Consider the following 26,383-nt stretch of genomic DNA (forward strand, 5'->3'; position numbering starts at 1 on the left):
AAATAATTATTCAGCTCCTACTCGATTATATAAGTCATTTAAAATTTTGTTTATATAATTTATAGTTTCTTGGTAAGGGGGAATACCTTGATATTTTTCTACTGATTGAGGACCAGCATTATATGCAGCTAATGCTAATCTTATGTCATGGTAAGTATCCAACAAATTTTTTAGGTATCTTACTCCTCCATCTATATTTTGAGAAGGGTCAAAAGGATTGGATACATTTAATTCCTTTGCAGTTGAAGGCATAAGCTGCATAAGTCCCATCGCTCCTGCAGAAGAAACTGCGAATGGATTAAAATTAGACTCTGCTTTGATGACCGCTCTGATGAGATTTGCATCTACATTATATTTTTGACTGGCCCGTTGTATTAAATCTTCAATTTGTTGTAAATTTGTATTTTTTGATGGCGCATTATTACTCACATTTCCTGAATTGTATTGTTGATTTTCTATAGCATTGTTTAAAACTTCAGCAAAAGGTTTATCAGTGTTAAATATTTTTATATTAGCAGGGAGTCTGCTTTGAATTTCGCGAAATTTATTTTCAATTATTTGATTTACAATATTTGTCAATTCAATCCCTCCTATAATATATAATTCGACAAAATTCTTCTAAAACCTCTTTTAAAAGTGCAAATTAGTAAAAAAGTCCTATTAAAATTTTTAAAGGATTTTTTAAAGGAGTATAGTATAATATAAGTAAAGGTTTATGGTAAGGGTTGATAAAGAGATGAAAAACGAAAGAATGCTGGAAGTTTTAATTGTTGTATTAATAATTCCTCTAGTTTCTCTTTTAGCAGGTTATTTCATTTCAAAAGATATTGTAGAGCCTAACATTTCAAAAACAAATGACAGTGATAATCTTAAAGAGATGGTTGTTAAAGGAATTGACTTGTTTGAAGTTGTTTTAGGCAGCTATTCAGATTTTGATACTGCAAAGTATCAGGATGATTTAATGAAGATGAAGGGAGTTTATTCCTTTGTTAGTAAAGATTCTGACAAATATTTGTTAATAGGTGGAATATTTTTAGATAGAGAACAAGCTGCTTTATTTTCTTCTTCCTTAAAGTCTCAAGGCATTTCCAGTGAAGTATATGTAAAAAGAGGGCCTTCTATAAAAATTGCATATGACAAGAAATTAACATCAGAAATGGATGTTTTTATGAACAAATTACAAGATTTTCAACAAATTTTTGATTATATGTCGGCTCTTTCTTATAAGGCTTTTAATGACAAATTAGAAAAACAAGAATTAGAGCAATTAAAGAGAAAAGTAGATAGTTTTAAAAATAGTAAGGAGGATTTTGGAAAAGAAGAAGTGACAATACTAATACAAAAGACGATAAAAATTGTCGATAAAGTAACAAATGATATTAAAAAAATTGAAATATCAGCTGCTTTAGAAGATGGGAATACCTTTAGTTTATTGCAAGAAAGTTTATGGCAATCTTGCGAAGAATATAATACCTTTTTAAAGACAATTGTTACGCAGAACCAATAATGAGGTGTTAAGGTATGAAATTAAAAGAGGTAAAAGAAATTTTAAATGCAGAAGTTATGGTAGGGGAAGAAAAATTAGAAGAAGAAGTGTTTACTGCCTGTGGAGCAGACTTGATGAGTGATGTTTTGGCCTCAAAGGACGAAAAGGCTGTGCTTTTGACAGGGCTTACTAATGTGCAGGTTATAAGAACTGCAGAAGTAGTGGGAGATATTAAATGTATAGTGTTTGTAAGAGGTAAGACTCCGGGAGAGGACATATTGGAACTTGCTAAAAAAGCAGGACTTGTGATAATGAAAACAAGACATCCTCTTTATATTGCCTGTGGCCTTTTGTATTCTAATGGCCTTACTTGTAGAAGTGGTGAATGAAATGGTACTTTATAGTTTAGATTTTGATGTTAAAGCGAGAGATTTTGATTCTGCAGGAGAGGTTTCCAGCAATTTGAGAGCAGTGTTAAAACAGCTTTCCTTAAATCCAGATGTTGTAAGGAGAAGTTGCATAGCTTGTTATGAAGCAGAGATGAATATAATAATTCATTCTTATGGAGGTCACATGAAAATAGAAATTTTTGGCGATAAAATACGCATAACTGCAGAAGACACAGGTCCTGGAATAGAAGACATTGAACTTGCCATGAAAGAAGGATATTCTACTGCTCCTGAAGAGATAAGGGAAATGGGATTTGGAGCCGGCATGGGGCTTCCTAATATGAAGGAAAATTCGGATTTCATGGAGATAAAAAGCAGTAAAGAGGGAACAACTGTGGTGATGGAAATTTTATTTAAGTAGGTGATAAAATGTCATATTTTCACTCTGTGACATTAGATAAGGATAGATGTAGAGGGTGTACTAATTGCATAAAAAGATGTCCTACAGAGGCAATAAGGGTAAGAGATGGGAAAGCAAGGATTATAAATGAAAGGTGCATAGATTGTGGTGAATGTATACGTGTGTGCCCATATCATGCTAAATTGGCGGTAACTGATAGTTTGGATATGATGAAAAATTTTAAGTACAAGATTGCACTTCCTGCTCCTTCTTTATATGGACAATTTAGGGATTTAACTATTAATCAAATATTGAGTGCTTTACTGGATATAGGATTTGATGAGGTTTTTGAAGTAGCATATGCTGCTGAAATTGTTTCTAAGTTTACGCGGGAAGCATTGGCAAAAGGGAATTTAAAAAAGCCAGTTATATCTTCTGCTTGTCCTGCTGTTGTGCGACTTGTACAAATCAAATTTCCTTCTTTGATTGATAATTTATTGGATATATGTTCTCCTATGGATACTGCGGCAATATTAGCGAAAAAGGAGGCAATTAAAAAGACGGGACTAAATGAAGAGGAAATAGGAGTTTTTTTCATTTCCCCTTGTGCTGCAAAAGTGACAAGTGGGAAAAATCCTATTGGTATAGAAAAATCCAAAATTGATGGGGTTTTTTCTATGAAAGAAATATATGGCCTAATCATTGAAAAAGCTAAGACTACTGTTGTCAGAGATTTAAGCAAAGCTTCTATGATAGGTGTTGGATGGGCAAACTCTGGTGGAGAAGCATTTGGTACTTTTACAGAAAATAGTATTTATGTAGACGGGATACACAATGTTGTAGATATTCTAGAAGAGATTGAATTAGGAAAATTGAACGATTTAGACTTTTTTGAAGGGCTTGCATGTATCGGTGGGTGTATTGGTGGACCTTTGACTGTTGAAAATAATTTTGTGGCCAAAAACAGAATAAGAAAACTGACGGAAAAACTTCCCAAAAGAGAAGAGCCTATGTTTGATGAGAAAGATATTGATTTTGAAGAGGTGAAATGGAAAAAGAAAATAGAAAAAAGTGAAGTTATGAAGTTGGACAAAGACATTTCTAAGGCGCTCGAAATGATGAAACAAATAGACACACAATACAAAGCCTTACCAGGACTTGACTGTGGTTCTTGTGGTTCACCTACTTGTAGGGCATTGGCAGAAGATATAGTGAAAGGTTATGCTACGGAATATGATTGCATTTTTATATTAAAAGACAAAATAAAAAATTTGTCTCAAGAATTAAATGAACTTGCAGGTAAAATTCCTCCAGTTTTAAGTGAGGGAAAGGAGTGAAATGTTATGAGGATAAAAGTAGCTGATCTTGTCAACAGAGGATTTAAATTAGTTGCAGGGGGCAACGGAATTGACAAAGAAATTGAGGGGGTGTATATATGCGACCTTTTAAGTTGGGTTATGGCCCATGCAAAAGCAAAGAGCGCCTGGATAACAATTCAAACTCATGTAAATATCGTAGCAGTAGCTTTGTTGGCCGAAATAAGTTGTATAATAATTCCTGAAGATGCGAAATTAGATGAAGAAGCTAAGAAAAAGGCTGATGAAGAAGGCATCCCTATATTAAGTTTTACAGGGACTTCTTATGAAGCGGCAATAACTTTGTACGAGATGATGAAATGATGCTTTATTATGATTTGCACATTCATACGGCTTTATCCCCTTGCGCTTCTGATGATATGACTCCTAACAATATTGTCAATATGGCTTCTATAAAAGGACTTGATGTAATAGCTATAACAGACCACAACAGCGCAAAAAATGTGAAAGCTGTGTATAATCTTGGATTAAAAAAAGGCTTGATAGTAGTGCCTGGTATAGAGGTACAGACAAGAGAAGAGGTTCACATACTTTGTTATTTTTATTCAGTAGATGAATGCGCAAAATTTAGTGAAATTATTAACGAAAATTTGATAAAAATTAAAAATGAAAAAACAATCTTTGGGAATCAATTTGTAATGGATGAAGAAGATAATGTTATAGAAGAAATAGATTACTCATTGTTAATTTCGTCAAATTTGAGCATTAATGAAATTTTTGAATACATGGAGGGCAAGGGGGTAGCAGTCCCTGCCCATGTAGATCGGCCTTCCTATAGCATTGTATCAAATCTTGGATTTATTCCTAATATTAAAAATTTAACAACAATTGAGATATCAAAAGGTATTGTGACAGAAAATTTTTTACACTCATATCCTGAATATGGAAAATATAAAATTATAAGGTCTTCGGATGCTCATTATTTAGGAGATATTTCTGAAAGAGAAGAATTCCTACCATGCGAGTTTGGATTAAAAAGCATTGTAGATTGGCTTTATGGCTAATATTTTTTGTAATCCTACTAAATTAGTTGGGATTATCAGAAAATAAAAATTTTTTTATAAAAACTTGTTAAAAATTTAATAAAGTTATGATATAATATTAACGAATAGTGAACAAAAAGTTTACAAAAGATATGGGATATGAAATTTTTAATTCACAAGGAGGGAAATAAATGGAGACCTTATACCAAAAATTCGGTAAAGAGAAAGTAGAGAGGTTTAAAAAGGCTTTAGAGGAATTAAAAAATATCCCTGGCTCTTTGATTGCAATTATGAATGAGGCTCAAGAAATTTTTGGATATCTTCCTATTGAAGTTCAACTTTATATTTCAAAAGAAATGAATGTGCCTTTGACAGAAATATTCGGAATAGCTACTTTTTATTCAAGGTTTACCTTAAAGCCTTCGGGTAAATACAAGATCAATTTGTGTATGGGAACAGCTTGTTATGTAAGAGGAGCTGCAATGGTATTGGGAAAAATAAAAGAGAAATTGGGAATTCAAGTAGGCGAAACAACTCCAGACGGGAAATTTTCTTTAGAACCTACTAGGTGTCTTGGAGCTTGCGGATTGGCTCCTGTTATGATGATAAATGGTGAAGTTTTTGGAAGATTAACTCCTGATGATGTGGATGAAATATTAAGTAAATTTGAGTAAGAGTTTGATTGTTATGAAAGAATTAGCTCTTTATATATTAGATTTGTCACAAAATAGCATAAGAGCAGGAGCAAAAAATATTTATATTGAAATAAATATAGATACTTCAAAAGATATGCTTAAAGTATCTATAGAAGATGATGGATGTGGAATGAATGAAAAATTTCTAAAAAAAGTCACAGACCCTTTTATAACCACAAGAAAGGAAAGAAAAGTAGGACTTGGAATTCCGCTCTTTAAGGAGCTTGCCCAGCTGTGTGAAGGAAACTTTGAGATTTTTTCTGAAGAAGGGAAAGGAACCAAAATAATAGGTACTTTTAAGCTTTCAAGTATAGACCTTGTTCCAATAGGAGATATGGCTTCAACAATTGTATCTTTGATATTATCTGCACCAGAGGTCGACATTGTGTATAAATACAGCAAAGATGGCTATGAGTTTTTGTTTGATACTAAAGAACTCAGAAAAGTGCTAAAAGAAGTCAGTTTAAATGATATTAAGGTATTAAATTGGATAAAGGAATATGTAAAAGAGAATATGAAAGGTGATATGGAGGTGTAATAATGAAATCTATAGAAGAATTAGAAAAAATCAGGAAAGAGACATTGGAAAAAATCAATTTGAGAAAAGATAGGTCAGGCATAAGGATTGCCGTTGGAATGGCTACTTGTGGTATTGCGGCAGGAGCAAGGCCTGTCATGATGGCGATATTAGATGAGCTCAGTAAAAGGAATGTGACTGATGTAATTGTCACAGAGACTGGTTGTATAGGTATGTGTAAACTAGAACCTATTGTAGATGTTTATGTTCCAGGACAAGAAAAAGTAACCTACGTAAAGGTTGATGAGAAAAAGGCAAGACAAATAGTTGTTGAACATGTTATAAATGGTCATCCAATCAGAGAATGGACTATTGAAAATTACGAATAGAGGAGGGGAAATAGCATGCTTTATAGGTCACACGTAATGGTATGTGGTGGTACCGGATGTACATCTTCAGATTCTGATAAAGTAGCAGAGCGTTTTACAGAGGAAATAAAAAAGGCTGGTCTAGATAAAGAAGTATTAGTTGTTAGGACAGGATGCTTTGGTCTTTGCGAATTGGGACCAGTTGTTGTAGTGTATCCTGAAGGAGTTTTTTATAGCAGAGTTAAACCTGACTATGTTCCTGAAATTGTAGAGGAGCACTTGCTAAAAGGAAGACCTGTTAAGAAATATCTCTATGGAGAAAGCGTAACGGAAAAAGCTATAAAGCCATTGGAAGAGACTCCTTTCTTTAGAAAGCAAAAGAGAATTGCTCTTAGAAATTGTGGTATTATCAACCCTGAAGATATAAGAGAAGCAATTGCTTTTGATGGATATAGGGCTTTAGCAAAGGTTCTTACTCAAATGACTCCAAAAGAGGTTATCGAAGAGGTCAAAAAATCCGGATTAAGAGGTAGAGGTGGCGGTGGATTCCCAACAGGTGTAAAATGGGAATTTGCTTACAACCAAAAAGAAACTCCTAAGTATGTAGTCTGCAATGCCGATGAAGGCGACCCTGGTGCTTTTATGGATAGAAGCATATTGGAAGGAGACCCTCATAGTGTTTTAGAGGCTATGGCAATAGCAGGATATGCAATTGGAGCAAACCATGGATATATTTATGTAAGGGCAGAATATCCTTTGGCAGTAAAAAGGCTTAAAATTGCTATTGAGCAGGCTAGAGAATATGGTCTTTTAGGAAAAAACATATTTGGGACAGGTTTTGATTTTGACATTGAGATAAGATTAGGAGCAGGTGCTTTTGTCTGTGGAGAAGAGACTGCACTTTTAAATTCAGTAATGGGAAGAAGAGGAGAACCAAGACCAAGACCGCCATTCCCTGCTGTAAAAGGTGTGTGGGATAAACCAACGATTATAAATAACGTAGAGACATTTGCTAATATTCCACCGATTATCTTAAATGGTGCTGAATGGTTTTCAAGCATTGGTACAGAAAAATCGAAGGGAACAAAAGTTTTTGCCTTAACTGGTAAAGTAAACAACACAGGTCTTATTGAAGTTCCAATGGGAACTACTTTGAGAGAAATTATATACGAAATAGGTGGAGGAATACCCAATGGGAAGAAATTTAAAGCTGCTCAAACAGGAGGACCTTCCGGCGGATGTATTCCTACAGAGCATTTAGATACACCAATCGATTATGATTCTTTAATAAATGTAGGTTCTATGATGGGTTCAGGTGGGCTTGTTGTAATGGACGAAGACACCTGTATGGTTAATGTTGCAAAATTCTTCCTTGAGTTTACAGTTGATGAGTCTTGCGGGAAATGTGCGCCTTGTAGGATTGGTACAAGAAGGATGCTGGAGATTTTAGAAAAGATAACTTCTGGTAAAGGTGAGGAAGGAGACATTGAAAAATTAGAAGAACTTGCTAAAACTATTAAAGCTACAGCTTTATGTGGACTTGGACAGACAGCGCCAAACCCAGTTTTATCTACAATTAGATATTTCAGGGATGAATACGAGGCCCATATAAAGGAAAAAAGATGCCCAGCTGGTGTATGTCAAGCATTGTTGAGATTCTATATAGATCCAGATAAATGTAAAGCTTGTGGAATTTGCGCTAAGAATTGTCCTGTCAATGCGATTTCCGGAAAACCAAAGGTACCTTATGTAATTGACCAAGACAAATGTATCAAGTGTGGTACCTGTATTGAAAAATGTCCATTTGGCGCAATATACAAAAAATAATTGAGGAAGGAGTGTAAAAGATGGACAAAGTTCGTGTTACGATAGACGGCATCACTGTAGAAGTTCCCTCCCATTACACGGTATTGGAAGCAGCAAAAGAAGCAGGCATAGATATTCCTACACTGTGTTACCTCAAGGAAATTAACCAAATTGGCGCTTGTCGTATATGTGTAGTTGAAATAGAAGGAGTTAGAAATTTACAAACCTCCTGCACTTATCCGGTATTTGATGGTATGAAAGTGTATACAAATACACCTAAAGTTAGAGAAGCGCGGAAATTAAATCTTGAGCTTATACTTTCAAATCATGATAGAAGTTGTTTGACTTGTATTAGAAATACTAACTGTGAGCTTCAATCATTGTCTAAAAAATTAGGAGTAGATGAAATAAGGTTTGAAGGAGAAAATATAAAGTATTCTATAGATGATGCTTCTCCTTCTGTTGTAAGGGACCCAAATAAGTGTGTACTTTGTAGAAGATGCGTGGCAGTATGCTCACAAGTTCAAAACGTATTTGCTATTGGAATGGTAAATAGAGGATTTAAAACAATGGTAGCACCTTCTTTTGGCAGAAGTTTAAAAGATTCTCCTTGCATAAGTTGTGGCCAGTGTATCCAAGTGTGTCCTGTAGGAGCTATATATGAAAAAGACCATACAAGAAGAGTTTACGAGGCTTTAGCAGATGAGAAAAAATATGTGGTAGCTCAAACAGCCCCAGCTGTAAGAGTAGCATTAGGTGAAGAGTTTGGTATGCCTATAGGAAGTATTGTTACAGGAAAAATGGTAGCAGCTTTGAGAAGAATGGGTTTTGATGCGGTATTTGATACGGATTTTGCAGCAGATTTGACTATAATGGAGGAAGGTTCGGAACTTCTTGAAAGGCTTAAAAATGGCGGAAAACTTCCTATGATAACTTCCTGCAGCCCTGGTTGGATAGCTTTTTGTGAAAAATATTATCCAGAATTTATAGACAATCTTTCAACTTGTAAGTCTCCTCACATGATGATGGGGGCATTGGTAAAGAGTTATTATGCAGAAAAGAAAGGGCTTAATCCTGAGGATATATATGTAGTATCTATTATGCCATGTACAGCTAAAAAATTGGAGATTGAAAGACCAGAAATGCAGCATAATGGCATAAAAGACGTGGACGCTGTTCTTACGACAAGAGAATTAGCGAGAATGATAAAAGAAATGGGCATTGACTTTGTAAATCTTAAAGATGAAGAATACGACGAACCTCTTGGAATGTCTACTGGTGCAGGAGTGATATTCGGAGCTACAGGTGGAGTTATGGAGGCAGCCTTAAGAACAGTTGCAGATATTGTAGAAGGGAAAGACTTAGACAAATTTGATTATGAAGAAGTTAGAGGTTTAGAAGGTGTAAGAGAGGCTACTATAAGAATAGATGGTATGGACATAAAAGTTGCCATAGCAAATGGAACAGGAAATGCGAAAAAACTTCTTGACAAAGTAAAAGCTGGCGAGGTAGAGTATCACTTCATAGAGGTAATGGGCTGCCCAGGAGGATGTATAATGGGAGGCGGTCAGCCGATCCACAATCCCAATGAAATGGAAAAAGTAAAAGAATTAAGAGCGAAGGCTATTTACGAAGCAGATAAAAACTTGCCTATCAGAAAATCTCACAAAAATCCTGCAATACAAAAACTTTATGAAGAATTTTTGGGCAGTCCTTTAAGCGAAAAGTCTCATCACTTGCTCCACACTCATTATTCCAAGAAGGAATTGTATCCTTTGGTAAAATAAATTTAATTAATAGTAAAGCTTCCAATACTTTATTGGGAGCTTTACCATTTTTTTATTTTAAAGTTAGTTATAGAAATGTATATAATTTGTGATATAATAAAAAAGAATGGTAGTTTATGAGGACAATACAACTTAAGGAGTGAAAGAAATTGAGAAGAGGCAAAAGTCCTTGGACATTGGTATTTTTAATTGTCGTAGGACTAATTTTAGGAGGTTTTTTAGGGGACCTATTGGCACATTTTTTTAAAGAATTAGCTTATCAACAAATAATAGGTATGAGCAATCCTCTTACTTTGGATCTGAATTTTATTAAATTTTCCTTTCTGTTATCTGTTAAGATAAACATAGGGACTGTGGTAGGATTAATTCTTGCAATATACGCTTATTACAAAATGTAGGTGATAAAATGAAAATTGTCCTCGCTTCTAAATCGCCAAGAAGAAGAGAGTTACTTTCAAATTTAGGACTCGACTTTGAAGTGATCGAAAGTAATGTAGAGGAGTTTTCAAATGAAAAGCATCCTTCAAGATATGTTATGGATTTATCTTTTAATAAAGCCATGTTGGTTGCTAAAAAATTAAAGGAAGAAGCTATAGTAATTGGTGCTGATACTATTGTAGTAATTGAAGATAAAGTTTTAGGAAAACCAAAGGATAGAGATGAAGCCTATATTATGCTTAAAAGCTTACAAGGAAGAGTTCATACAGTATATACAGGAATTACTATTGTTAGGACTGAAGATTTTAAATATGTAAGTGATTTTGAAGAGACAAAAGTTTGGATTAAAAAATTACAAGATGAGGAAATATTTAATTATATAGATACTGGCGAATGTTATGATAAAGCGGGAGCATATGCTATACAAGGATTTGGTGCTCTTATTGTTGAAAAGATTGTAGGAGATTATTTTAATGTGGTAGGTCTTCCAATTTCAAAACTTTTTGATATTTTAAAAAGAGAGTTTGATGTGAGGTTACTTTGAAAGGGTGAAAGTATTGGGCAAGGATGCGAAAATCATGATAAAAGACTTGCCTTATGAGGAAAGACCCAGAGAAAGACTTATAAAACATGGAGCTCAAGTATTGTCAAATGCCGAATTGATAGCTATAATAATAGGGACAGGAAGTAAAAGAGAAAGTGCGATTACTTTAGCGCAAAGGCTTATAATGGAAGATAGAGGGCTTAAATTCATTGTAGATTCAAGCGTAGAAAAGCTTGCCAGCATAAAAGGAATTGGTGTAGCTAAGGCAGTAAAGCTAAAAGCTGCAGTAGAATTAGGACGCAGAATGATGTTATCTACGGGAAGTGATAGTTTCACAATAACATCGCCAGAAGATGTCATAAATTTGATGATGGATGAAATGAGGTATTTGACGAAAGAGCATTTTAAAGTGATAATGCTTAATGTAAAGAATAAAGTTATTGCAATAGAGACTATATCTATAGGTAGTTTAAATACTTCCATTGTGCATCCAAGAGAAGTATTTAAGGCTGCAATTGAAAGGTCATCTTCCTCTATAATTCTTGTTCACAATCATCCCAGTGGAGACCCTACTCCTAGCAGAGAAGATATAGAAGTGACAAAAAGGCTGGTAGAAGGGGGAAATATACTGGGTATAAAAGTTTTAGATCATGTTATAATTGGGGATGGGAGAGGTATAAGTCTTAAAGAAAAGGGGTATTATGAGTTTGAATAAAATAGGAAGGAGTATACGCAGATGAGAGGATTTTCCAGAGATATTGGAATTGATTTAGGTACTGCCACAACTTTGGTATATGTACAAGGTAAGGGAATTGTTTTAAGAGAGCCATCCGTTGTGGCGATGAGGACAGATTCGAAGACAATTCTTGCAGTTGGAGAAGAAGCAAAAAAGATGGTAGGTAGAACTCCTGGAAACATAATCGCTATAAGGCCTATGAGAGATGGTGTAATAGCTGATTTTGATATAACTAAGGCTATGTTGGATCACTTTATAAGTAAAGTTAATCCAAGAAAAGGATTATTTAGGCCTAGAGTTATAGTTGGTATACCTTCAGGGGTTACGGAAGTAGAGAAAAGAGCAGTTATTGAAGCAGCTTTACAAGCAGGGGCGAAAGAAGCTCATACAGTAGAAGAGCCTATGGCTGCAGCAATTGGTGCAGGTCTTCCTGTTGAAGAACCAACTGGCAGTATGGTTGTAGACATAGGCGGTGGTACTACAGATGTGGCTGTAATTTCTCTTGGAGGAATTGTTACCAGCAAGTCTTTGAGAGTTGGCGGAGATGAAATGGATGAAGCCATAATCAATTATATAAAGAGAGAATATAACCTCATGATAGGAGAAAGGACTGCAGAAGAGATAAAGATACAAATTGGTTCAGCTTTTCCAAAGGATAAAGAAGAAACTATGGATATAAGGGGAAGGGATTTGGTGTCTGGGCTTCCAAAAACTTTAAAGATTACTTCAACTGAGATTTTGGAAGCTTTAAAAGATCCAATATCTAGTATAATTGAAGCTATAAAGATGACTCTTGAAAAGACTCCACCAGAGCTTGCAGCAGACATCATGGACAGAGGAATTATGTTAACAGGCGGTGGTGCTCTTTTGAGCGGCATAGACAAGCTCATAAGAGAGGAAACAGGAATGCCTGTACAAATAGCTGATCAGCCAACGGATTGTGTGGCACTTGGAGCAGGGAAAATTTTAGAGGAAAGTTCCCTCTTTAGGAGAGTTTTAAGTCCGGCAAGTAGAGCTTGAGAGGTGTTATTGGCGTGCCACGCTTTTTTAGAAATAATAAGCAATTTATTTTGTTTTTTTGATAGCCGTGGCGCTTATTGCCGCCATGGCTTATACTTATGATACCGAAAGGTATGTTACTAAAGTAGAATCTATAGTTGGAACTGTTTTTACTCCCATTCAAAAAGTTTTCTATCAAATGGGAGAGGGAATTTCTAATTTGTTTTCTTCAATTAGTGAGATAGGTACTTTAAGGGCAACAAATGAAAAACTTCAAAAAGAAGTAGAAAAACTGAGAAAAGAAAATATTCAGTTACAGGAATTAATGAACGAAAATAAAAGGCTTAAAGAAGCTTTAAATTTTAAAACAGAAAATGTTGAACTAGATTTAAAACTTGCTACTATAACAGGAAAGAATTCAGGAAATTGGTTTAATACTTTTACTATTGATAAAGGCAAAAATGAGGGTATACAACCTGGCATGGCAGTTTTAGACGAGAGAGGCAATATGGTGGGACAGATTACTGAAGTAGGAGACAATTGGGCGAAGGTATTAGCCATTATAGATAGAGATAGTTCTGTAAGCGCTGTAGATGTACGAACTCGTGATAATGGTGTGGTAAGAGGAGATTCAAACGGTGGACTTATCATGATATATCTTCCCTTAGATGCCGAATTGATAGAAGGTGATGTAGTAACTACTTCTGGTATGAGTAGATTCCCAAAAGGTTTGATAATAGGAAAAGTATCAAAAGTTACTCGAGACCCAGGTTCTTTGCTAAAACAAGCCGTCATAGAACCAGCCGCTGATTTTGAAAGATTGGAGTATGTTTTTGTAGTTACTAATACAACAAATACAGGGAAGTAGAGTATTATGAGAAAAGTATACAAATATCTATTGATTGTTTTGTTAATTGTTTTACAAACAACTTTATTCAGATTTATAGATATCTTTGGCGTCAAACCAGATGCAGCTTTTATTGTAGTACTAAGTTTTTCACTTTTAAATGGCTCTTGGGAAGCAATTTATTTAAGTCTTTTTGCCGGGCTTATTCAAGACATTCTTTTTAATAATGCTCTAGGGGTTACTACTTTTTCTTTGCTCATTGTCAGCTACATTACAGGGCTTTTAAGCAAAAGTGTTTTTAAAGAAAGTTCTTTTGTGGCTTTTGTGTTTGTCTTTTTAGGAACCCTTCTTTACAACCTTATAACGATGTTTTCAATGGTTTTGATGAAGTATGAGTTTAATTTCTTATCAGATTTTATGAATGTTGCGATGATACAGGCGGTTTATAATTCTGTAATTACTGCTTTTGCCTATAGATATTTAGTTTCCTTTAACAGATATGTTAATGAAAATAAAGTAAATTTTTTTAGAAAAAGCAAATTTTGAAGGTGATATCCTTGAATGAGAGCCTTAAAAAAAAGTTTTATACTTTTGGAGCTATTATCCTTGCCCTTCTTGTCGTTTTAGTTTCCCGCTTAATTTATTTACAACTGATAAAAGGCGACTATTATAGAGAAATATCAATGCGGCAAGCAATTAGACTTATACCTATTGATGCTCCTCGTGGAGAAATTGTTGATAGATATGGAGTAAAGTTAGCCACAAATAGACCAAGCTTTTCTGTAGATATTATAAAAGGAGAAGTAGTTGATAGTCACCTTAACGAGACTATATTAAAATTAATGGATATTTTGACAAAGAATAATGTAAAATATAAAGATGATTTGCCTATCTATTTAGATGAAAATGGAAATCCTTATTTCAATTTTAAAAATTCAGATGAAGTATCAGTAAAAGAAGAAACTTTAAAAACTCGAGAAAAAGCCTGGAAAAAAGCTAATAACATAAATGAAAATGCTACTGCTAAAGAGGCATGGGATATTTTGATAAAAAAATTTAAAATACCTAAGGATATGGATCCAATAGAAGCGAGAAAAATAATGGTTGTGCGTCAATTAATGGAAGAACAAGGCTATAATCAATATCAGCCAGTAGAAATAGCTGTGGATGTCGATCAAAAAACAGTTGCCGAGATTGAGGAAAAACATTTAGAATTGCCAGGAATTATGATAAATGTAAAACCTGTTAGATATTATCCTTATGAAACACTATTATCCCAAACTTTAGGATATATTGGTCGAATTACTCAAGAAGATTTAAAAAACTTGGATATGAGTAAATACAAGCTTACAGATTTGGTTGGGCATTCTGGACTTGAAGCATTGTATGAAAAGTATTTAAGAGGAAAAGATGGTGGACAACAAGTAGTAGTAGATAATTATGGAAGATTAATAAAGAATTTAGGGACAGAACCTCCTGTACCAGGTGATACTATATTTTTAACCATTGACAAAAATATTCAAGAGGCGGCAGAACAATCTCTTATCACAACTATGCAAAATATAAGAGAGGGGAAATATGGCGAGTCTTTTCCTGCTAATATTGGAGCAGCAGTGGTTGTAGATGTAAACACAGGAAAAGTTTTAGCATTAGCCAGTATCCCTGGTTATGATCCAAACATTTTTGCTACTGGCAATCCCCCTAAAGATGTAGTAAATGAACTTTTTAAATCAAGAGATGCTACAGCTGATCCAAGTCCTATTTTCAATTATGCAACTCAAGGAGCAGTACCTCCAGGATCTACCTTCAAGATGGCTGTTGCATTCGCAGCTTTAGACACTGGTGTCACAACAGTTGATGAAAAATATTTAGACCCAGGAATATATCCTTATACAGGACAGCGTAACTGGCTATGGCCACGGACACAAGGTTGGGTGAATGTTTCTGATGCAATTAAATATTCTACTGATACCTATTTTTATGAAATGGGAAGAAGAATGGGAATAGATAAAATAGTCGAATATGCCAAGAAATTTGGTTTAGACCAAAAAACAGGAATAGAGCTGTATGAAGCAAAAGGTGTTATTGCAAGTCCACAATATAAAAGAGAATATTATCTTGGGTTGATAAAATCAATGGTGAAAACAGATACAAATCCAGATGGAGTTATAACGGAAGAACAGTATCAAAAAATTGTAGAAATCATTGATAAAGGGAATTTGAGTGACTATAATACCTTTTTACAATTAGAAAAGATGGGTATAAAAGATACAAAGCTTCAAAGAAAGTTATGGGAAATGATGTATTATGCAAAACATTGGAGCTTGACAGATACTTGTAGTGCGGCAATAGGACAAGGAGATAATCAGTTTACTCCTTTAGAAATTGCTAGTTATGTGTCTACATTAATAAATGGAGGAATTAGATATAAACTTCATTTAGTTGATAAAATTGTGTCCCCAGATGGAAAAATTGTTGAGGAAACAAAGCCAGAAGTTTTAGATAGAATTCATATTCCCAAGAAATACCTCGATGCTATAAAGTTAGGTATGAAAGGAGTAACTGAAAGAGGAGGTACTGCAAGCGGTGCTTTTCGCAATTTGCCTATTCCTGTAGGGGGCAAGACAGGTACTGCAGAAGTAGTTGGAAGGGCTAATTATGCTTGGTTTGTTGGCTTTGCTCCTTATGATGATCCTCAAATAGTTGTAGTTGCGGTTATATACCAAGGAGGACATGGTTCTTACGCAGGTTATGTAGCGAGAGATATTTTTGATGCTTATTTTGGATTGAGTAAGAATAATACAGGTGAAACCTTCAATGTGATAAATTTGCCTATAAGATGATTTGTGGGTGAGGATATTTTATCCTCTTTTTTTCTTTAACAAGAAGGAAAATTACGATTTGTGGAGAATATAGATAATAACGAGTGTTTTACGGAGGTAGATTATGATAAAAGAAGCAATAAAAATTCAAGGGACAAAAGAAGGGCTGGTAATTGTATTAGAAGAGGATGTAGATATTGAAATACTAAAAGAGAAAATAGTGAATAGAATTGAGAAATCTCTTAAATTTTTTGAGGGTGCAACTCTTACTGTGAGAGTAAAAAGTTTAAACGTCAAAGAAGAGAAATTACAAGAATTAAAAGACTTTATTTTTGATAAATACGGCATTGAGGTGCGGGTAAAAAATTTTCAAGAAAAACATATAAAAAATGTGACAGATGACGAAATATTTAATGGGTTAGAAGAGGGGATAACAAAATTTCATAAAGGTACTGTTAGGTCAGGACAGGTTGTGAAATACCATGGTAATCTTGTAATAATTGGGGATGTGAATCCTGGAGGATTAGTACAAGCTGCCGGTAATATAGTTGTTATGGGGACGTTGAGGGGAATAGCTCATGCGGGATTTACTGGCAATAAGGAGGCTGTAATTGTAGCTTCTTCCTTAAGAGCAATGCAGCTTAGAATAGCTAATGTTATCTCCAGGGCTCCAGATAAAGATGATGCCAGTGATTATCCCGAAATTGCAGTTGTTAAAAAAGGTAAAATTATTGTAAAACCTCTTTACCATCTCAATGATTTATGGTAAAATATTCTAAAAAATAATATTAATGGAATGGAGTGGTACGATGAGCGAAGCAATAGTTATAACTTCTGGAAAAGGTGGAGTTGGGAAAACTACTTCTACTGCAAATATTGGTACATACCTTGCTATGAAAGGTTATAAAGTTGCTTTAGTCGATACTGATATAGGTTTAAGAAATCTTGATGTAGTGATGGGATTGGAAAATAGAATTGTGTATGATATTGTTGATGTAGTAGAGGGGCAGTGCAGATTAAAGCAAGCTTTGATAAAGGACAAAAGGTTTGATGGGCTATATCTTTTACCTGCCGCTCAAACAAGAGATAAATCTGCTGTTACTCCAGAGCAAATGCAAAAATTAATAGGAGATTTGAAAGAGGAATTTGACTATATATTAGTAGATTGTCCTGCAGGTATTGAACAAGGATTTAGAAATGCAATTGCAGGTGCTGATAGAGCAATTGTCATAACTACTCCAGAAGTTTCAGCGGTTAGAGATGCTGATAGGATTATAGGACTTTTAGAGGCTGCGGAACTTCACAATCCTAAGTTAGTTATAAACAGGATTAAGATGGATATGGTCAAAAGAGGAGATATGATGGATATTGAAGATATTATAGATATTTTAGCTATTGACCTTTTAGGTGTCATTCCTGATGATGAAAATATAATTATTTCTTCCAATAAAGGTGAACCGATTGTTATGGATGAGAGGTCATTAGCAGGACAAGCCTATAGAAATTTGGTGGAAAGACTTTTAGGGAATAATGTGCCTTTAATTAACCTTGATATAGGAAATGGATTTATGGATAGACTCAAAAAGCTTTTTAAGCTGGCTTAGCGCTTTTAGGAGGTGTGATTTGTGGATTTATTTAAATCTTTTGGAGGAAAAAACAACAGTAAAGATATAGCAAAAGAAAGGTTACAACTTTTATTGGTCCATGATAGGGCGGACGTTTCTCCTAAATTTTTGGAAATGATAAAAGAAGACATATTAAACGTTATTTCTAATTACGTGGATATTGATGAAGCAGGACTAAATGTAGAAATTACAAAAGAAAAAAGAAGTGATAATACCTATATGCCTGCTCTTCATGCGAATATTCCTATAAAGAAAATGAAACAGGTGATAAGATAACTGGCCGTAGGCCAGTTTTTTTATATAGTGAAAATCTCTTTTATATGGTATAATACAAGTTGGATTGCTGAAAAAGAGGGGATTAAAGTGTTTGATAAAAAACTTTTAAAAAACTTTGACTGGGGACTTTTGATTGTTGTGCTTTTAATCTCTATATATAGCGTTATTGTAGTGACAAGTGCTTCTCATGCAATTCAGACGGGTTCCTACAAAAAAGTTATTGTTCAGTCTGCGGCAATTTTAATAGGACTTATTTCTATCGCTCTAATATGTCTTTTTGATTATAATATTCTTGCTAAGTTTTCTACTTTTATATATATTCTCAACCTTTTTGGTCTTGTGCTAGTTTTAGCAACAGGAAAGGTAAGTAACGGTGCACAAAGCTGGATAAGTTTAGGGCCTGTGGATCTTCAGCCTTCCGAATTTTCTAAGTTGGCATTAGTGCTAACTTTGGCGAATATGTTTAGCAAGGCGGAAGAAATAAAGACCTTTAAAGAACTTTTGTGGCCAATGATTTATGTAGGGATTCCTTTTGTTGCGGTGATGTTGCAGCCGGATTTAGGGACAGGGCTTGTATTTATTGCAATTTTTTTAGCGATAGTATATATCTCGGGGATAAGAACAAAGGTATTGACACAGCTTTTTGCCTTAGGAATTGCCCTGCTGCCTATTGGATACAAACTATTAAAACCTTACCAGAGAAATAGACTTTTATCCTTTTTAAATCCGGAACTGGACCCAATGGGAACAGGTTATCATGTGATTCAGTCTAAAATTGCTATCGGTTCAGGAATGTTTTGGGGGAAGGGGCTTTTTCACGGCAGCCAAACTCAGCTCTATTATCTTCCCGAAGCATGGACAGACTTTATTTTTTCTGTTGTAGGGGAAGAATTAGGGTTTGTAGGGGCATCTATACTGATAGTTCTCTATGCCATTATGCTGTATAAAGCTTGGAAGATTGCTTATAATGCTAAGGATAAATATGGAATGCTCGTGGCCGTAGGAATTATTGCTATGTTTACATTTCATATCTTTGAAAATATAGGGATGACTATTGGGATAATGCCAATCACAGGTATTCCTCTTCCCTTTATGAGCTATGGGGGAAGTGCAATGGTAGCAGACATGATGGCAATAGGACTTTTAGAAAATATAAGCATGAGAAGGCAAAAGATAAACTTTTAGGGGGAATTTCTATGAATATAGCTTTGATAGCCCATGACCAAAAAAAGAACTTATGGTGAATTTCGCAATTGCCTATAAGCATATCTTTGAAAAATGCAATATATACGCAACAGGCCATACAGGACAACTTATCAAGGAGGCGACAGGTCTAAATGTAAATTGCCTTTTACCCGGCCCTCTTGGTGGAGACCAACAGATTGGTGCAATGATTGCTGAAAATAAGATTGATATGGTGATTTTTTTAAGAGACCCACTTACGGCTCAACCCCATGAACCAGATATTTTGGCTCTGCTTAGAGTTTGTGATGTGCATTCTATTCCATTGGCGACTAATATCGCTACTGCAGAAGTTTTATTGAAGGGAATGGAGCAAGGACTTTTAGAGTGGCGAGAAATAGCAGATAAATAAAATAATTTATCATAATAATGCCTCCTTCAAAATAAAATGTAACATAGAAGGAGGCATATATCATGAAATACCAACGAATTCCTTATTATTCTCCCAAAAAATTTAGCACTTACAAAAAGTATGCAGAGCTATTTGAAAATCAATTAATTATTTCATTAGTTTTATTAGGAATGATTTTGCTTTTTAAAGCAGTTGACGTGCCTATAGCTAACTCTTTTATAAATGCTACTAAAAGTGCGCTAAGTTATGATATGAATTACGAAAACACAAAGAAAGGGTTAAAATTAGTTCAAAGTAAGATTCCTTGGCTTAAAGAAAGTGTGATAAAAGTTTTTTCTCCCACTGAAGAAAAAACTTCAGAAAATAAAACTTCTTCTGATGTTTCTCAGGCTTCTATCAAAATGATTGCACCTGTTACTGGAAAGGTAACCTCTGGCTTTGGAATGAGGGTTGATCCTATTACAAACCAATTGACAAATCACACTGGTATTGATATAGATGCTCCTATTGGAACAGAAGTGAAGGCAGCATTAGATGGGGTAGTAATGTTAGTGGAGGAGCAAAACCAGGATTTTGGAAAAGTCATAGTTTTAAGGCATGCTAATGATGTAAGGACCGTCTATGCTCATTTATCAGAAATTTTAGTGAAAGAAAAAGACCAAGTAAAACAAGGGGATATAATTGGGAAGACAGGCGATACTGGGAAAGTCACTGCTCCTCACTTGCATTTTGAAGTTTGGGAAAATGGCAAGCCAGTAGACCCCTTGACAAAGGTTGTTATAGGGGATGCTGCCAGTGAAGGCGCAAAATGAAATTTAGAGGGATTGAAGTAAAAATACATTTTTCTACTTTTGCATTTGCATTACTTTTAATTGCAACGGGATTTATAAAAGAATTAATTGCTATTTTTGCTACAGTTTTCGTTCACGAATGGGGACACATTTATATTGCCAAGAAACTAAAAGTAGAGGTGCTACAAGTCAATATCTATCCTTTTGGAGGAATTGCTCTTTTGGACAGCATAGTGTTTATAAGACCAGACTTAGAAGTGTTAGTTGCACTGGCAGGACCTATGTCCAATATTTTTTTTGCTTTTTTTGGAGAATTCATTTCACAAGTTTTACAAATAGACATGGATTATTTTATAAAAGCTAGTATTGCAATGGCTTTTTTTAATCTACTGCCAGGGCTTCCTTTGGATGGAGGACGGGTTTTAAAAAGTGTTTTGTCATATTTTATTAGCCTAAGAAGTGCTATTGCGACTGCTGTTTTTTCTTCCTATGCTATTTCTCTCGTTATGTTATATCTTCTTCTAAAAGGCATATTCAATTGGAAGCTAAATGTTGTTTATGCTTTTTTATCGGTGTTATTAGTAGTCGCGGCAAATAAAGAGAAAAAGGCATCAGCTTTTTTGCAAATGAGAGATCTTTTTAGGAAAAAAGCAGAGTTCTACAAAAAAGGATTGATGGGGGTACATCATATAGCAGTATTAGAAAAGGAGACAATTGCAAATGTTATAAAAAGTTTTATACCTGCTAAATACCATGTTATAATAATATTAGACGACAAATTTAGGGAAAAATATAGAATAACCGAGACTCAGCTTTTTGAATATGCGGTAGAACATGGATTGTATTTACCAATTGGTGAGATTATAAAATGACTATGGAGGAAGGAAGATGAATAACTTAAAGGATAAAATAGATGCTTTGCTTATGAAAGTAAGCAAACCTACAAGATACACAGGAGGAGAATTAAATTCTTCTATAAAAAATCCGGAGGAAGTCAAAGTAAGGTTTGCTTTTGCTTTTCCGGATGTATATGAAGTGGGAATGTCTCATTTGGGGCTTAGAATTTTATACCATCTTTTAAACAAAAGAGAAGACGTATATTGTGAAAGGGTTTTTGCGCCATGGTTGGATATGGAAAAACTCATGAGGGAAAATGACATTCCTCTTTTTAGTTTAGAGACAAAAACCCCATTAGATAAATTTGACTTTATAGGTTTTACTCTCCAGTATGAGTTAAGTTATACAAATGTAATAAATATGCTTAACTTAGCGGGTATTCCTATCCTATCAAGAGATAGGAAAGGGTTACCTTTTGTCATTGCTGGTGGACCCTGTGCTTATAACCCTGCTCCTTTATCTGACGTTATTGACTTTTTTGTAATGGGAGAAGGAGAAGAGGTCATAAATGAAATTATTGACGCTTATATAGATTGGAAGAAAAGAGGAGGAGAAAGAGAAGAATTTTTACAAATTGTTTCTCAAATCAAAGGAGTATATGTTCCTAAGTACTATATGGAAGTATACAATCAAGATGGAACAATAAAAGAGATAAGGACTATTAAAAAAGGAGTGCCCGAAAAGGTAAAGAAAAGAATAGTTAAAGATTTTGGAAATGTGTATCATCCTGAGGAGCAAATTGTTCCTTTTATGGACATAGTTCACGATAGAATAATGTTAGAAATTTTTAGAGGATGTACTCGTGGTTGTAGATTTTGTCAAGCTGGCATGATATATAGGCCAGTGAGGGAAAAATCAAAGGAAAAAATTTTAGATTTAGCGGACAAGCTTATAAAATCTACAGGGTATGAGGAAATATCTTTAACTTCTTTAAGTACTTGTGATTATTCTCAAATTGAAGACTTAGTCAAAAAACTGATTGATAAATATAAGGATAAAGGAGTTGGAGTTTCTATACCCTCTACACGAGTAGACGCTGTATCTATAAATTTGTTAAAAGAAATACAAAAAGTTAGAAAAACAGGTCTTACTTTAGCACCAGAAGCTGGTACACAAAGACTTAGAGACGTAATTAATAAAGGGATTACAGAGGAAGATATTTTAGAGGCGACAAAAGAGGCTTTTTCTGCAGGATGGACAAATGTCAAACTTTATTTTATGATTGGTCTTCCTACAGAGATGATGGAGGATGTAGAGGGAATAGTGGATTTGGCTTATAAAATAGTGGATAATTACAAAGAAGTAAAAGGGAATGTGAAGAATTTAAAAGTCACTATAAGCACTTCTACTTTTGTGCCTAAACCTTTTACACCTTTTCAGTGGACAGCTCAAGACAGCATTAAAGATATAATGGAAAAGCAAGACTTGCTAAAAAAGAAACTTAAGAGTAAAGTGTTAAAGTACAATTGGCACAATCCTTATATGAGTTTTTTAGAGGCTGTTATTTCAAGAGGAGATAGAAAAGTAGGAAAAGCTATAATAAAAGCCTGGGAAAAAGGATGCAAATTTGACGGATGGGAAGAATATCTTAATTATGACAAATGGGAAGAGGCTTTTAAGGAGGTAGGTGTAAATCCTCACTTTTATGCCAATAGAGAAAGAACTTTAGAAGAAGTATTTCCATGGGATGTAATAGACGTTGGGGTGGATAAAAGATATTTGATTAGAGAATATAAAAAATCTCAAGAAGGAAGAATTACACCTGACTGCAGGCTCTATTGTACAGGTTGTGGAGTAAAGGACTTTGATGAGGGGGTAGTATGTTTTGAAGCGTCTAAGAAATAAATATACAAAAGATGAAAGAGTCAAATTTATTTCCCATTTAGACCTTTTGCGAGTATTTCAAAGGGCTTTGAGAAGAGCCGATATAAAAGTGGCTTTTTCACAAGGATTTAATCCCCATCCCAAAATTTCTTTTGGGCCTGCACTTGTGGTGGGAGCAACGACAGAAGGAGATTATATGGATATAGATGTGGAAGAAGATATTTCTCCTGAAGAATTCAGAAAAAAGATGAACAAAGTGTTACCACCTGGTATTGAAATTGTGGAAAGTTATGAGGTAGAATTAAATGATGCGCTTTCTACAAAAATAAAAGGAGCAGAGTATATTTTGCAAGTCAATGTTAAAAAAAGTATTAAAGATATTCAAAATAAAATAGAAGAATTTATGAAAAGAGATATAATTGAGATAGAAAAAAAGAGTAAAAGTGGCAGAAAAATGGTAAATATAAGACCTTATGTTTTGGAATTAAAGGTAATTGAAGAGGCAGAAGATTATTTTAAATTTTATATAAAATTAAAATTAGGAGAGGGAGCTCCTAATCCATTGCATTTATTAAAAGCTTTGAATGATTACATTGGAGACTTGTTTGATATGGACTTTTATAAACTTCACAGAAAAAATATGATTTTAGAATAAGTACGGGGTGAAAATTTTGAAAAGACTTATATTGGACATTGATGAAAATTTGAGTCAAATTGCTTTATTAGAAAATGGGAAGCTAAAGGAGTACCATCCAGAGAAAAGAGATGGAAAAAATATTTTGGGAAATATTTATAAAGGTAAGATTCAAAATGTTTTAAAAGGTATGCAGGCGGCCTTTGTAGATATTGGAATTGGTAAGAACGCTTTTTTATTTTCTGACGATGTGCTTTTTCAACAAGAAAATTTACCCAAAAGCATTACACAAGTTTTAAAACCAGGCCAACCAATAATGGTTCAAGTATCAAAAGAAGCAGTAGGCATGAAAAATCCCAGAGTGACCGCTAATATTTCTTTGCCGGGGAAATATGTCGTTTTAATGCCTAATGTCGACTACGTCGGAATTTCCCATAGGATTGAGGAAGAAGGGGAAAGGAAAAGGCTTCAGGAAATTGTGAAAGAATTAAAACCTGATGGTATGGGGATAATTGTCAGAACAGCTGCATTAGAGGCGACAGAACAGCAAATGCGGGAGGATTTAGACGAATTAATTCGCTTGTATGAGAAAATACAAAAAGATTTTCAAAATGCTCCCCTTCCTTCTTTGATATACAAAGAAGAGGATTTTGCAATTAAGTATTTGAGGGATTTGCTTTCTGATGAGGTAGATGAAATTGTGGTAAACGACAAAGAAGAGTATGAGAACATAAAAAGATATTTAAAAAATGTAGGAAAGGAAAATATTTCAGTTACTTATGAAGAAGGAGACTTAATGGGGATTTATGGAGCAGATTTTCAAGTTGAGAAATTGTTAGAAAAAAAGGTATGGTTAAAAAGTGGAGGTTTTGTAATAATAGACCAAACAGAAGCTCTTACTGTAATTGATGTAAACACAGGAAAGTACGTAGGAAAATCTTCTTTAGAGGAGACAATATACAAGACCAATCTTGAAGCAGCAGAAGAAATTGCCCTGCAGCTTAAGTTAAGAGATATTGGTGGAATAATTATTATTGACTTTATAGACATGAAAAATGAAAATTTTAGAAAGGATTTGCTGGAGTTTTTCAAAAAAGAACTCCAAAAAGACAGGACAAAATGCAGTGTATTAGGGTATACTCAATTAGGGCTTGTTGAGATGACAAGAAAAAGAGTGAGGTCGCAAGTAGGCTCATACCTTAAAGAAAAATGCCCTATATGTGAAGGGGAAGGGATGGTTTATTCAACTGAGTACATCTACAAAAGATTAAGGAATAATATAGAGAGAGTGTTGCGACATATAAAAGTGCGAAAAATCTACATAAAAGGGAATGATAAAGTTGTTAAAATCGCGGCAGAAAAGGAAATTGTAAAATTTTACAAAGAGAAATTTAATGTAGATCTCGAAGTTGTTGTTGACAATAACAAAAAATATGGCCATTTTGAGATAGAATTTGAATAAAGAATCAATATGAAAAAGCTGCCCAAGGAAATTTTTGGGCAGCTTTATATCTACGTGCGCCCGGCATGGGCGATAACTAGGCGGTGAAAGTCCGCTGTGGGCTTGGTAGTGGGAACCACTAGCCAAGAGCAAGGGTGTCCATCGTGAGGTGGAATCTGAAGGAAGCTTAAGGCAAAATCTCGGTCTGATGAACAAGAACCAGATAAGAGGCTGAATTGGGATGGATGAGTTTGCGTAACAAAACGAAGTCCAACACTACCCGAATCCCATACAGTAAATCTGGCAGATATATGAGATGAAAGTTATCGTTCTTACCCGGGGAGGTCTCAAGGATAAGTCATGGAAGTAAAATCTGAAGTGACAACCCATACAGTGATGTATGGTTGAACCTTGAGAAGTCAGCAGAGGTCATAGTACTTATCTAGACATGAATAGATAAGGAAGGACCGAACGTTAGGAGGTTTTGGAAATCTTATGGACTCGAAAGATATGCAGAGACTGCAGACAACTCAACAAAGAGGCTATCCGTTGAATAGAGAAATGGAATTTCAAAAGACAACGGAAGTGCATAGTATATCATCGGCGTCCGAAGATGGAAGAAACGAAGTACAAAGATATACCGGCAAGATGCTTGAAATGATAGTAGAACGAGGGAACATGGAAGCAGCATACAAGCGCGTTGTTGCAAATAAAAGGAGCCATGGAATCCATGGGATGGAAGGAAGATGAACTTCTACCGTATCCTCAAAGAAAACGGGCAAACCATAAAACACCAACTGCTGGAGGGGGAAAATCAAAACCCCAACCAGTGCCGAAAAAGAAAAAATTCCCCAACCCAGAAGGGGGGGAATTAAAACTACCTAGGGAATCCCCAACGGCCCCTTGAATTGAACCTAAAATACAAAAAGGCAAAAGGCCCCCAAAAAACCTGAAATAAAAGGCCCCAACAAACCCCTAAACCTTTTTTTCCAAAAAAAGCCGAGTTTTTGGGGGATATTTCAAAAACCCCAGAGGGACCCCCCCGGGGGGGAAAAAAAAAAAAAAAGCCCCCAAAAAAAAAAAAAAAACCCCCCCCCCCACAAAAAAA

27 protein-coding genes and 3 pseudogenes are annotated in these 26,383 nt (G+C 34.8%); 29 read left to right on the plus strand and 1 reads right to left on the minus strand.

The features are described 5' to 3' along the window. Positions 1-6: 6 nt before the first annotated feature. Complete coding sequence (locus THESIDRAFT1_RS08695; RefSeq protein ID WP_003871506.1) at positions 7-579, minus strand: lytic transglycosylase domain-containing protein; 573 nt, start codon at positions 577-579, stop codon at positions 7-9. Between the two features lie 136 nt (positions 580-715). Here THESIDRAFT1_RS08695 and THESIDRAFT1_RS08700 point away from each other — a divergent pair, with 136 nt between their 5' ends. The 29 genes and pseudogenes from THESIDRAFT1_RS08700 to THESIDRAFT1_RS13275 all read left to right on the plus strand — a co-directional run. Continuing rightward, a complete protein-coding gene (locus THESIDRAFT1_RS08700) occupies positions 716-1,507 on the plus strand; it encodes a hypothetical protein (protein ID WP_003871507.1) in 792 nt (263 codons plus the stop codon). Positions 1,508-1,521: 14 nt separating this feature from the next. Then, entirely contained in the window at positions 1,522-1,875 is a 354-nt protein-coding gene (locus THESIDRAFT1_RS08705) for a DRTGG domain-containing protein (protein ID WP_003871508.1), read from the plus strand. Beyond that, the gene (locus THESIDRAFT1_RS08710; RefSeq protein WP_003871509.1) at positions 1,847-2,296 is read left to right on the plus strand and encodes an ATP-binding protein; all 450 of its coding nucleotides are present in this window, start codon (positions 1,847-1,849) and stop codon (positions 2,294-2,296) included. Before THESIDRAFT1_RS08705 ends, THESIDRAFT1_RS08710 begins: the two co-directional genes overlap by 29 nt. 8 nt (positions 2,297-2,304) lie before the next feature. Next, positions 2,305-3,612, plus strand: a complete 1,308-nt coding sequence (locus THESIDRAFT1_RS08715; RefSeq protein WP_006570151.1) for a [Fe-Fe] hydrogenase large subunit C-terminal domain-containing protein — start codon at positions 2,305-2,307, stop codon at positions 3,610-3,612. A gap of 6 nt (positions 3,613-3,618) precedes the next feature. Continuing rightward, positions 3,619-3,954 carry a DRTGG domain-containing protein gene (locus tag THESIDRAFT1_RS08720; protein WP_003870985.1) on the plus strand — a complete coding sequence of 112 codons (336 nt, stop codon included), beginning with the start codon at positions 3,619-3,621 and terminating at the stop codon, positions 3,952-3,954. After that, positions 3,951-4,655: a PHP domain-containing protein gene (locus THESIDRAFT1_RS08725; RefSeq protein WP_003870984.1), complete on the plus strand. Its 705-nt coding sequence runs from the start codon at positions 3,951-3,953 to the stop codon at positions 4,653-4,655. Before THESIDRAFT1_RS08720 ends, THESIDRAFT1_RS08725 begins: the two co-directional genes overlap by 4 nt. A gap of 170 nt (positions 4,656-4,825) precedes the next feature. After that, on the plus strand, positions 4,826-5,308 hold the full coding sequence (locus THESIDRAFT1_RS08730; protein ID WP_003870983.1) for an NADH-quinone oxidoreductase subunit NuoE family protein: 483 nt from the start codon (positions 4,826-4,828) through the stop codon (positions 5,306-5,308). A gap of 13 nt (positions 5,309-5,321) precedes the next feature. Continuing rightward, positions 5,322-5,867, plus strand: a complete 546-nt coding sequence (locus tag THESIDRAFT1_RS08735; protein ID WP_004401671.1) for an ATP-binding protein — start codon at positions 5,322-5,324, stop codon at positions 5,865-5,867. A 2-nt stretch (positions 5,868-5,869) separates the two neighbouring features. Next, entirely contained in the window at positions 5,870-6,235 is a 366-nt protein-coding gene (locus THESIDRAFT1_RS08740; RefSeq protein ID WP_003870981.1) for a (2Fe-2S) ferredoxin domain-containing protein, read from the plus strand. A gap of 15 nt (positions 6,236-6,250) precedes the next feature. Next, entirely contained in the window at positions 6,251-8,041 is a 1,791-nt protein-coding gene (gene nuoF / locus THESIDRAFT1_RS08745) for an NADH-quinone oxidoreductase subunit NuoF (protein WP_006570152.1), read from the plus strand. Positions 8,042-8,061: 20 nt separating this feature from the next. Further along, positions 8,062-9,807, plus strand: coding sequence for an NADH-dependent [FeFe] hydrogenase, group A6 (locus tag THESIDRAFT1_RS08750; RefSeq protein WP_006570153.1), 1,746 nt, complete (start codon positions 8,062-8,064; stop codon positions 9,805-9,807). Between the two features lie 149 nt (positions 9,808-9,956). Continuing rightward, positions 9,957-10,205, plus strand: coding sequence for a DUF4321 domain-containing protein (locus THESIDRAFT1_RS08755; protein ID WP_003870978.1), 249 nt, complete (start codon positions 9,957-9,959; stop codon positions 10,203-10,205). An 8-nt stretch (positions 10,206-10,213) separates the two neighbouring features. Beyond that, a complete protein-coding gene (locus THESIDRAFT1_RS08760; protein ID WP_006570154.1) occupies positions 10,214-10,789 on the plus strand; it encodes a nucleoside triphosphate pyrophosphatase in 576 nt (191 codons plus the stop codon). Between the two features lie 34 nt (positions 10,790-10,823). Continuing rightward, complete coding sequence (gene radC / locus THESIDRAFT1_RS08765) at positions 10,824-11,504, plus strand: RadC family protein (protein ID WP_003870976.1); 681 nt, start codon at positions 10,824-10,826, stop codon at positions 11,502-11,504. A 21-nt stretch (positions 11,505-11,525) separates the two neighbouring features. Beyond that, the gene (locus tag THESIDRAFT1_RS08770; protein ID WP_003870975.1) at positions 11,526-12,545 is read left to right on the plus strand and encodes a rod shape-determining protein; all 1,020 of its coding nucleotides are present in this window, start codon (positions 11,526-11,528) and stop codon (positions 12,543-12,545) included. Between the two features lie 14 nt (positions 12,546-12,559). Then, positions 12,560-13,392: pseudogene (mreC, locus tag THESIDRAFT1_RS08775) on the plus strand (rod shape-determining protein MreC). 6 nt (positions 13,393-13,398) lie between these two features. Beyond that, positions 13,399-13,917 carry a rod shape-determining protein MreD gene (gene mreD, locus THESIDRAFT1_RS08780; protein ID WP_003870973.1) on the plus strand — a complete coding sequence of 173 codons (519 nt, stop codon included), beginning with the start codon at positions 13,399-13,401 and terminating at the stop codon, positions 13,915-13,917. Continuing rightward, complete coding sequence (locus tag THESIDRAFT1_RS08785) at positions 13,914-16,214, plus strand: penicillin-binding protein 2 (protein ID WP_006570156.1); 2,301 nt, start codon at positions 13,914-13,916, stop codon at positions 16,212-16,214. Before mreD ends, THESIDRAFT1_RS08785 begins: the two co-directional genes overlap by 4 nt. 103 nt (positions 16,215-16,317) lie before the next feature. Next, positions 16,318-16,962, plus strand: a complete 645-nt coding sequence (minC, locus tag THESIDRAFT1_RS08790; RefSeq protein ID WP_003870971.1) for a septum site-determining protein MinC — start codon at positions 16,318-16,320, stop codon at positions 16,960-16,962. Between the two features lie 40 nt (positions 16,963-17,002). After that, positions 17,003-17,797: a septum site-determining protein MinD gene (gene minD, locus THESIDRAFT1_RS08795; protein WP_003870970.1), complete on the plus strand. Its 795-nt coding sequence runs from the start codon at positions 17,003-17,005 to the stop codon at positions 17,795-17,797. A 21-nt stretch (positions 17,798-17,818) separates the two neighbouring features. After that, the gene (gene minE, locus THESIDRAFT1_RS08800) at positions 17,819-18,094 is read left to right on the plus strand and encodes a cell division topological specificity factor MinE (RefSeq protein WP_003870969.1); all 276 of its coding nucleotides are present in this window, start codon (positions 17,819-17,821) and stop codon (positions 18,092-18,094) included. A gap of 87 nt (positions 18,095-18,181) precedes the next feature. After that, on the plus strand, positions 18,182-19,279 hold the full coding sequence (gene rodA, locus THESIDRAFT1_RS08805; RefSeq protein WP_006570157.1) for a rod shape-determining protein RodA: 1,098 nt from the start codon (positions 18,182-18,184) through the stop codon (positions 19,277-19,279). Between the two features lie 11 nt (positions 19,280-19,290). Beyond that, a pseudogene (gene mgsA, locus THESIDRAFT1_RS08810) lies at positions 19,291-19,688 on the plus strand (methylglyoxal synthase). Between the two features lie 62 nt (positions 19,689-19,750). Continuing rightward, the gene (locus THESIDRAFT1_RS08815) at positions 19,751-20,500 is read left to right on the plus strand and encodes a M23 family metallopeptidase (RefSeq protein ID WP_003870966.1); all 750 of its coding nucleotides are present in this window, start codon (positions 19,751-19,753) and stop codon (positions 20,498-20,500) included. Continuing rightward, positions 20,497-21,351 carry a site-2 protease family protein gene (locus THESIDRAFT1_RS08820; protein ID WP_006570158.1) on the plus strand — a complete coding sequence of 285 codons (855 nt, stop codon included), beginning with the start codon at positions 20,497-20,499 and terminating at the stop codon, positions 21,349-21,351. The genes THESIDRAFT1_RS08815 and THESIDRAFT1_RS08820 overlap by 4 nt, the downstream gene beginning before the upstream one ends. A gap of 16 nt (positions 21,352-21,367) precedes the next feature. Further along, positions 21,368-23,221: a TIGR03960 family B12-binding radical SAM protein gene (locus tag THESIDRAFT1_RS08825; RefSeq protein WP_006570159.1), complete on the plus strand. Its 1,854-nt coding sequence runs from the start codon at positions 21,368-21,370 to the stop codon at positions 23,219-23,221. Further along, a complete protein-coding gene (locus tag THESIDRAFT1_RS08830) occupies positions 23,202-23,855 on the plus strand; it encodes a TIGR03936 family radical SAM-associated protein (protein WP_006570160.1) in 654 nt (217 codons plus the stop codon). Before THESIDRAFT1_RS08825 ends, THESIDRAFT1_RS08830 begins: the two co-directional genes overlap by 20 nt. A gap of 7 nt (positions 23,856-23,862) precedes the next feature. Then, positions 23,863-25,296 carry an Rne/Rng family ribonuclease gene (locus THESIDRAFT1_RS08835; RefSeq protein ID WP_003870962.1) on the plus strand — a complete coding sequence of 478 codons (1,434 nt, stop codon included), beginning with the start codon at positions 23,863-23,865 and terminating at the stop codon, positions 25,294-25,296. Positions 25,297-25,770: 474 nt separating this feature from the next. After that, a pseudogene (locus tag THESIDRAFT1_RS13275) lies at positions 25,771-26,183 on the plus strand (group II intron reverse transcriptase/maturase); the annotation flags it as partial. Positions 26,184-26,383: the final 200 nt, after the last annotated feature.

It is taken from the genome of Thermoanaerobacter siderophilus SR4 (assembly GCF_000262445.1).
GTDB classification, from domain to species: domain Bacteria; phylum Bacillota; class Thermoanaerobacteria; order Thermoanaerobacterales; family Thermoanaerobacteraceae; genus Thermoanaerobacter; species Thermoanaerobacter ethanolicus.